The sequence below is a fragment of the Staphylococcus lugdunensis genome (assembly GCF_002901705.1).
Taxonomy (GTDB): Bacteria; Bacillota; Bacilli; order Staphylococcales; family Staphylococcaceae; genus Staphylococcus; species Staphylococcus lugdunensis.
On the sequence record NZ_PPPV01000016.1, the window covers coordinates 23,265 to 30,255 of the forward strand.

At 34.2% G+C, this 6,991-nt stretch carries 8 protein-coding genes; 1 reads left to right on the forward strand and 7 read right to left on the reverse strand.

The window, feature by feature from the left end; all coding sequences use genetic code 11:
• Positions 1-10: 10 nt before the first annotated feature.
• The 7 genes from CD041_RS06985 to CD041_RS07015 form a co-directional block, all read right to left on the reverse strand.
• A complete protein-coding gene (locus tag CD041_RS06985) occupies positions 11-1,753 on the reverse strand; it encodes a lactose-specific PTS transporter subunit EIIC (protein ID WP_172952947.1) in 1,743 nt (580 codons plus the stop codon).
• Between the two features lie 5 nt (positions 1,754-1,758).
• On the reverse strand, positions 1,759-2,070 hold the full coding sequence (gene lacF, locus CD041_RS06990) for a PTS lactose transporter subunit IIA (RefSeq protein ID WP_002460006.1): 312 nt from the start codon (positions 2,068-2,070) through the stop codon (positions 1,759-1,761).
• Positions 2,071-2,089: 19 nt separating this feature from the next.
• Positions 2,090-3,064 (reverse strand): tagatose-bisphosphate aldolase, encoded by a 975-nt coding sequence (lacD, locus tag CD041_RS06995; protein ID WP_002460008.1) that lies wholly within the window; start codon positions 3,062-3,064, stop codon positions 2,090-2,092.
• Positions 3,065-3,067: 3 nt separating this feature from the next.
• Positions 3,068-4,003, reverse strand: coding sequence for a tagatose-6-phosphate kinase (locus CD041_RS07000; RefSeq protein ID WP_002478851.1), 936 nt, complete (start codon positions 4,001-4,003; stop codon positions 3,068-3,070).
• 12 nt (positions 4,004-4,015) lie between these two features.
• Entirely contained in the window at positions 4,016-4,531 is a 516-nt protein-coding gene (lacB, locus tag CD041_RS07005) for a galactose-6-phosphate isomerase subunit LacB (protein ID WP_002460010.1), read from the reverse strand.
• A gap of 15 nt (positions 4,532-4,546) precedes the next feature.
• Positions 4,547-4,975: a galactose-6-phosphate isomerase subunit LacA gene (gene lacA / locus CD041_RS07010; RefSeq protein WP_002478850.1), complete on the reverse strand. Its 429-nt coding sequence runs from the start codon at positions 4,973-4,975 to the stop codon at positions 4,547-4,549.
• 230 nt (positions 4,976-5,205) lie between these two features.
• The gene (locus CD041_RS07015; protein ID WP_002460013.1) at positions 5,206-5,961 is read right to left on the reverse strand and encodes a DeoR/GlpR family DNA-binding transcription regulator; all 756 of its coding nucleotides are present in this window, start codon (positions 5,959-5,961) and stop codon (positions 5,206-5,208) included.
• Between the two features lie 200 nt (positions 5,962-6,161).
• Here CD041_RS07015 and CD041_RS07020 point away from each other — a divergent pair, with 200 nt between their 5' ends.
• On the forward strand, positions 6,162-6,896 hold the full coding sequence (locus CD041_RS07020) for an NAD-dependent protein deacylase (RefSeq protein ID WP_070648193.1): 735 nt from the start codon (positions 6,162-6,164) through the stop codon (positions 6,894-6,896).
• Positions 6,897-6,991: the final 95 nt, after the last annotated feature.

The following is a 6,991-nucleotide window of genomic DNA, read 5'->3' on the forward strand; positions in this document are numbered from 1 at the left end:
CATCTCCTAATTATTTTTCAAATTGTTTCTGAACGAATTCTAAAGCTGCTTGCCCATCTCGTGTTAAATTGATATATTCTACCCCTTGCGTTTTCGCAAGTTTAATACCTAATCTATCAGTGTCTTGTTTAATATCTTCATAGTTTGAAGCTACTTGAGGTGCTAAAATAATTAACTGATAATCTTTCATAATATCCATATGTGCACCGTAACCACCTGCTGCTGCTTTTACTGGCACATTGTATTCTTCAGCTGCTTTATTTAAAGCATTAGCTAATAAACCACTTGTACCTCCACCAGCACATAACACTAACACATTGGTTTCTTCATTAATGTTATTCGTTTGTGCGACATCAGCTTGATGTGTTTCCTCACTTGCTGTTACTTCACTTGCTCCAGCAGTTGCTAAAATTGCGTCTGCTTTTTTAGTATCAAAGTTAGCTGATACTTTTTCTTGTAATTCTGTATTTGCTTCTTTATTGCCTAGTTCTTCTTCTAAAATTTGCTCATCATATACTTTTACAAACGGATAATAAATAATGACGTCGACTACGATTAATACAATCGCTAAAACGAACGACCAAAAAGCAAAACCGGTACCCATCACGATACCTAAAGGACCAGGTGTTGTCCAAGGTAAAAATATACTAAAACTATTCATGCCAATGACATCAACAAAGAATTTGAAAATCCATACGTTAACAATTGGCGCAAATATAAACGGTATAAAGAATACTGGATTCAAGACTAATGGTGCACCAAATAAAATAGGTTCATTTACACCAAAGAAAGTAGGCACTACTGATGCTCGACCAATTGCTTTATTTCGTTTTGATTTTGTTAACCACATAAACATAAATGGTACAACTAATGTGGCACCTGTACCACCCATAGTTACCACGAACATTTGTGTCCCTGGTGTAATCACTTTGTCTGCATGCTCACCAGCTTGTAATAAATGCAAGTTGGCTTCAAGGTTTGCATACGTAATCGCTGCAATTGCCGGTTCAACTATAGAAGGACCGTGAATACCTACAAACCAGAAGAATGCAAATGCACCAAAGATAATTGTTACACCTACCCAACCGTCTGCAGCAGTGAACAATGGCTCAAACACTTTTAACACTGAATTGGCAACATTGGCATGAATTGTTGCTCTTGAGAGTAAATCTAAGCCATATAAAATTAAGATAACTGCAGATAAAGGGAAAATGTCTTTAAATACTTGCGAAATATTTGGTGGCACTTCTTTCGGCATTTTAATTGTGATGTTACGTTTAATAAAGAAATTATAAACAATAACTGTCACAAAGGCAGAAATAAAGGCTGTTAATAACCCTTTTGTTCCCATAAAACCACTTAAAAATCCACCATCTTTGGCAGGATCAGCCGCTAAAAATAAGAATCCACACATCGCTGCCATCATTGTTGAAATAAAGTTAATTTGATTCGTTTTCTCCAATTTACGGTTAAATGAATCCGTCAACGATTTCGCAGTCGTGCCGGCTACTAAGAAACCTACAATCCCCATCGTGTAGTTATAAGGTTTCATAAGCATACCTTCAACAGTCTTACTCCAAAAGAAACCAAAAACGTTAGGAACGTATGCAATTAAAATAAAAATACTAGAAAACAAAATTACAGGTATCGCCGCAATGAATCCATCACGAATGGCTCTTAAATAAATATTACGTGATATCTTTTCAAAAAAAGGCTTGCCCTTCTCGATTTGCTCAATTAGTTTATTCATCAAGGTCTTCACCCTCTTCTGTACAATTCAATTAGATGTTTCATTAAATCTTTTAATAATAATGTCGTCATTAAATGGTCTTGACCATGCATCATTGTGACACTATAGGCAATATCATCTCCTTGCGCTTCTTTTGCAAGTAAGCTTGTTTGTGCTTTATGTGCATTAGCAATACACGTGTTTGCTTCCTCAACTAAGCTTTCAGCTTGGTCAAATTTCCCATTTTGTGCTGCAGTAAGTGCTTCTAACAATTTTGATCTAGCATCTCCTGCATAAGCTACGATTTCAAAGCCAAGTAATTGAACTTCTTCTCTATTCATTAATCTTCCACCTCACAAATTACTGTTTCCAAGATGTTGCAGTAGTTGCTAACACTTTATTTAAATCATCTATATTTTTAAATCCTGTTGTACGTAACCATTCACGAGCCGCTTCTTCACCTTGTTCAATATAAACTTTAACTGAACCAGCCCATGTTGCACGACCACATAGAACGCCATTAAAGTTTGCGCCTGCATCATGTGCGAATTTTAATGTTTCTTGGAATAATTCTGCAGAAACACCTGCACTTAAATAGATATATGGTAAGTTTGTTGCTGCATCTTGTTCTTTAAAGTATTGTGCTGCTTCTTCTTTGCTATAAACAACTTCTCCTTGAGCAAATCCCTCAACATAGTTCATGTTGACTGGAACTTCAACTTTCAACACATCTACATTAAAACGTTCTTGTGAGAATAATTTCATCGCTTCATTAACTTTATGTGGTTTTACTTTAGCGAATTCAGCACTTTTATTATCAGCAATCTTATCATCATAAGATAAAACTTCTAAGAAGAATGGAATATCTTCTGCAACACACTCTGAACCAATACGTTCGATATATGCTTGTTTTTGAACATTAATTGCTTCATCATCATCCACATCATAATAAAGCAAGAATTTCACAGCATCTGCACCTTGTTCTTTTAAGCGTTTTGCTGACCATTCAACCAAGCAATCTGGTAAACGTCCTTTTGCATTGACGTCATATCCTGTTTTTTCATAAGCTAACAATAAACCACAAGATTTGTTGCGCACTTCAGAAGCTGGAAGACCGTATTCTGGGTCTAAAAGTATTGATGATGCATATTGCGTTAATTCTTCTGATACAAGTGATTTTAAACGTTCAATTTGTTCTACTGATGGCGTTTCAGTTTGATGTTCTGCCATCATACGTTTTAATGCACCACGTTGGTCAAAAGCAAGCGCTGAAATAATACCTTGTTCATTGCTAAGTTTTTCAATTGAAGCTACTTTTTGTGTTGATTTAGTCATTTTTTACACCTCTACAACTTTAATTTGTTGATATAATTGATCGTAATGCGCGATATTGATATGTCCTGTTTGCTTTTCTTGTGCATTGAGCATGCCAAGCGTGTTCGCTTTTTTTAGCAAATCTTCATCAGATTCATGGTGCAGTAAAGCTGAAGCAATACCTGCTACTGTAGAGTCTCCAGAACCTACTGGATTTACTACCTCTATTGTTGGAATATTCACTCTATAATATTTATGATGATGTTTTGCAAAAGCACCTTTACTACCTAATGACACGATAATCCACTCTATTCCTTCAAAAATAGGTTGTTCTAGTGCAACTTTTAATTCATGAACATCTTCTGAAATATTTAAGTTAATTAATTGATTGAGTTCATCAATGTTAGGTTTAATTACTGTTGGTTTAACTTGAGCATTTAACACGCTTTCCAATGATGCACCGGAACTATCTACAATTGTAGGAATATCTCGTGCCGCTGCCAATGCTACTATGTCAGCATAATAACTCGTTTCAAGTCCTTTTGGTAAACTACCTGACATCGCAACGACTTGTGCTCGATTTAACAACTGTGTTTCTAAATATGTTTTAAACTCTGCTGCTTCATCTGTGCTTACTGTAGGTCCTTGTTCTAAAATTTCAGTCTGTTGTCCCTCATGTAATATGGCGATACAATTTCTTGTTTGACCTTGAATGTGATAAAAGTTACGTTGAATTTGATTGGAATCAAGTTGACTTTCGATAAATGTACCTAATTCACCACCAAGCAAACCACTAGCTAAGACCTCATCACCAAGCTCACTTAAAACACGTGTAACGTTAAGTCCTTTTCCTCCAGCAGTTTTACCAATTTGACTCACACGATTTACTGTGTCTAATTTAAACTGGTCTAAGTGATATGAAATATCTACTGAAGGGTTTAAAGTTAATGTTAGTATCATTGTTAACCACCCTTAATCGTGATATACACCTTGTTTCCATTTTTCTAAAAATTCATCGAAGAAATGAGGATCCGATTGGTTATCATTATGAGCTTCTAAATGTTCAATTTTTGCAATAAGTTTTTTATTTTCTTCTGTTGGTTTATATTCCGCTTTGATAAAAGCATCTACAATATCAAACAATAATAATTTACCAATAATTGCGCCACCAAAGCTAACTACATTGGCATTTAATTCTTCTTTTGAATATAATGCAGATGTCATATCTCTTACTAAAGCAGTTCTAACGCCTGGAACTTTATTCGCAGCATTGCTAATACCAACACCCGTACCACAAATACAAACGCCTAAGTCTGCTTCACCACTCGTAACTGCTTCGCCTACTTTTTTACCAAAGATAGGATAATGTGTACGTGTAAAATCATAAGTTCCTACATCTAATACTTCATAACCTTCTTCTTTTAAATGTTTAGAAAGTTCCATTTTTACATCAGTAACGATATGGTCACATCCGATTGCAATTTTCATTATTAATTCCTCCTATTAGCACATTTTATTTAACATATCTACACGGATTTGATGACGACCACCATCATAATGGCCATTAACAAATTCTTTAGCAACATTTTTAGCTAACGTATCACCAACGATTTCTGCTCCCATAGTAATCATACGCGCATTGTTATGGCCTCTAGTCATATACGCAGAACGTTCATCAGATACTTCCGCAGCAATCATACCTTTAACTTTAGTAGCTACCATAAAACTACCTGCTCCGAATTTGTCTATAGCGATACCTAGATTGTCGTCGTTTTTTTGAACTTCGTTTATAACAGCCAATGTTGCATCAACAAAATCTAAATCTTTACCTTCTGTTACATCTACCACATCGTGATTTTGTTCAATTAAAAATGCTTTGACTACATCTTTCAAACGTTTACCGTCTACATCTGAACCAATAATTACAGTCATAATGATTCTCCTTTTTTAATAAATTTCGCGAGTATTATCTATTTTTACAAAAGCGCTTTCAAACTCTCTATGTTTAAATTATAAACATAAATAAACATAAAATCAACATTTATTGTTTGAATTATGTTTGACAATTTCGATTTTGACTGTATTTCAAACATCCTTTTCGTATCCAAAAAATAAAGACAAGATTGTCAAATTGAACAACCTTGTCTCAGTTAATTAGTTGGTTAATGAATTACTTCTGTGTATTTTTTTAGTTTTTCTATTTTTTCATCATCACTTTGATTGATAATTACTGCTGTTAGCTCAGTTAAATCACACATTTGGGTGAAATCCTCTTTATCTATCTTGGAATCATCTATAAGCAAGTACTTTTCTACAGAATGATTTAGTGCAATTTGCTGTGTATAAGCCTCATCAATAGTTGATGTTAAAACGTTTGAACCTTTTATCGCATTACAACTAAAAAACATTTTACTAAAACGTTTTGTCTTAAGTAGCGTATTTGCCATTTCACCAACAAAAGATTCTGTGAGCTCTCTCATTTCGCCTCCTAATAAATATACATTAAAGTGAAGCGATCGTTTTTCAAATAAAATTTTAAATACTGGCAAACAGTTTGTAATTACAGTTAGATATTCTTTTTCCATAATATTGGCCAATAACTCTATTGTTGTTCCTGGTCCTAAAAATATCGTATCACTTTCTTCAATTAGTGACACAGCCTTTTGGGCAACTTCTTTTTTTTGTTCTATATTTTGTGCATGCTTTTCTTGATGTGATTTTTCTTTAAACTGGAATACTGAGTTGCTGCGAGCACCACCATGTATCTTAGTCAATACCCCTTTTTCTTCCAGTTCAGCAAGATCTCGTCGAACGGTCATATCAGATACATTTAAATCTTCGACGATTTCATTTGTTCTAACTGTTCCTTTTTTATTAACTATCTTAGTAATTTCATCTAAGCGATCATATTTATTCATAGATATCCTTTCACATCCTGATATTAGTGAATTTTATAAATTTTGAATACATATTTTAAGATAATAACGAACTCTCCAGCAATCTAAGTATATCAGATGTATGGAATTAATAATAACAACACTTTTTAAACTTTAGTATATCTATAGTATAATTAAATATTGAAGATAAATGATCAATATGATTTATAGAGGTGTTTATATTGAAACAACAAATAGAACAATTGAAGGAAATTATTAATACATCGCAACGTATTGTCTTTTTTACAGGAGCCGGCGTATCAGTAGCAAGTGGCATACCTGATTTTCGATCTTCAGGGGGATTATATGACGATGTTTCAAAAGCTGGATACGCTCCAGAGTATTTGCTAAGTATTAATTATTTTGAAGACGATCCTAAAGGTTTTATGAATTTCGTTCATCAGCGATTACTTTTTGCAGATAAAACACCCAACCCAGTTCATTATTGGATTGCAGAGTTAGAAAATAAAGGTAAATCCCTCGGTGTGATTACTCAAAATATAGATGGCTTACACGAAGATGCAGGCAGTAAAAATATAGACGAAATACATGGCACACTCAATCGTTTTTATTGTTTGAATTGTGGAAAAAAATATACTAAATCATATGTCATAGAACACGATTTAATATACTGTGAAGATTGTGGTAAAGCCATTCGGCCTGACATCGTGCTATACGGTGAAATGTTAGATCAATCTGCTGTATTTAGTGCATTAAACAAAATCCAAGAAGCAGATACAGTAATCGTATTAGGTTCTTCTTTAGTAGTCCAACCTGCTGCTGGATTTATATCAAATTTTACAGGAGATAACTTAGTCATTATTAATAGAGATGCTACACCGTATGATCATCGTGCTGATTTAGTCATCCATGATGATATGACAAAGGTAGTAGAAGACGTACTAAAGATCAGCTAAAAGGGAGCGGGACAGAATTCATAATGAATTCTTAGTCCCGTCCCGGCAAGGTTGACTAGGATTGAAAAAGCTTGGTATAAGCGTATTTTTAATCC

Bases quoted from the DNA above. Each gene is read 5' to 3' on its own strand.
- lacF (WP_002460006.1), bottom strand. From the start codon at position 2,070: ATGAATAGAGAAGAAGTTCAATTACTTGGCTTTGAAATCGTAGCTTAT.
- lacD (WP_002460008.1), bottom strand. From the start codon at position 3,064: ATGACTAAATCAACACAAAAAGTAGCTTCAATTGAAAAACTTAGCAAT.
- CD041_RS07000 (WP_002478851.1), bottom strand. From the start codon at position 4,003: ATGATACTAACATTAACTTTAAACCCTTCAGTAGATATTTCATATCAC.
- lacB (WP_002460010.1), bottom strand. From the start codon at position 4,531: ATGAAAATTGCAATCGGATGTGACCATATCGTTACTGATGTAAAAATG.
- lacA (WP_002478850.1), bottom strand. From the start codon at position 4,975: ATGACTGTAATTATTGGTTCAGATGTAGACGGTAAACGTTTGAAAGAT.
- CD041_RS07015 (WP_002460013.1), bottom strand. From the start codon at position 5,961: ATGAATAAATATGATCGCTTAGATGAAATTACTAAGATAGTTAATAAA.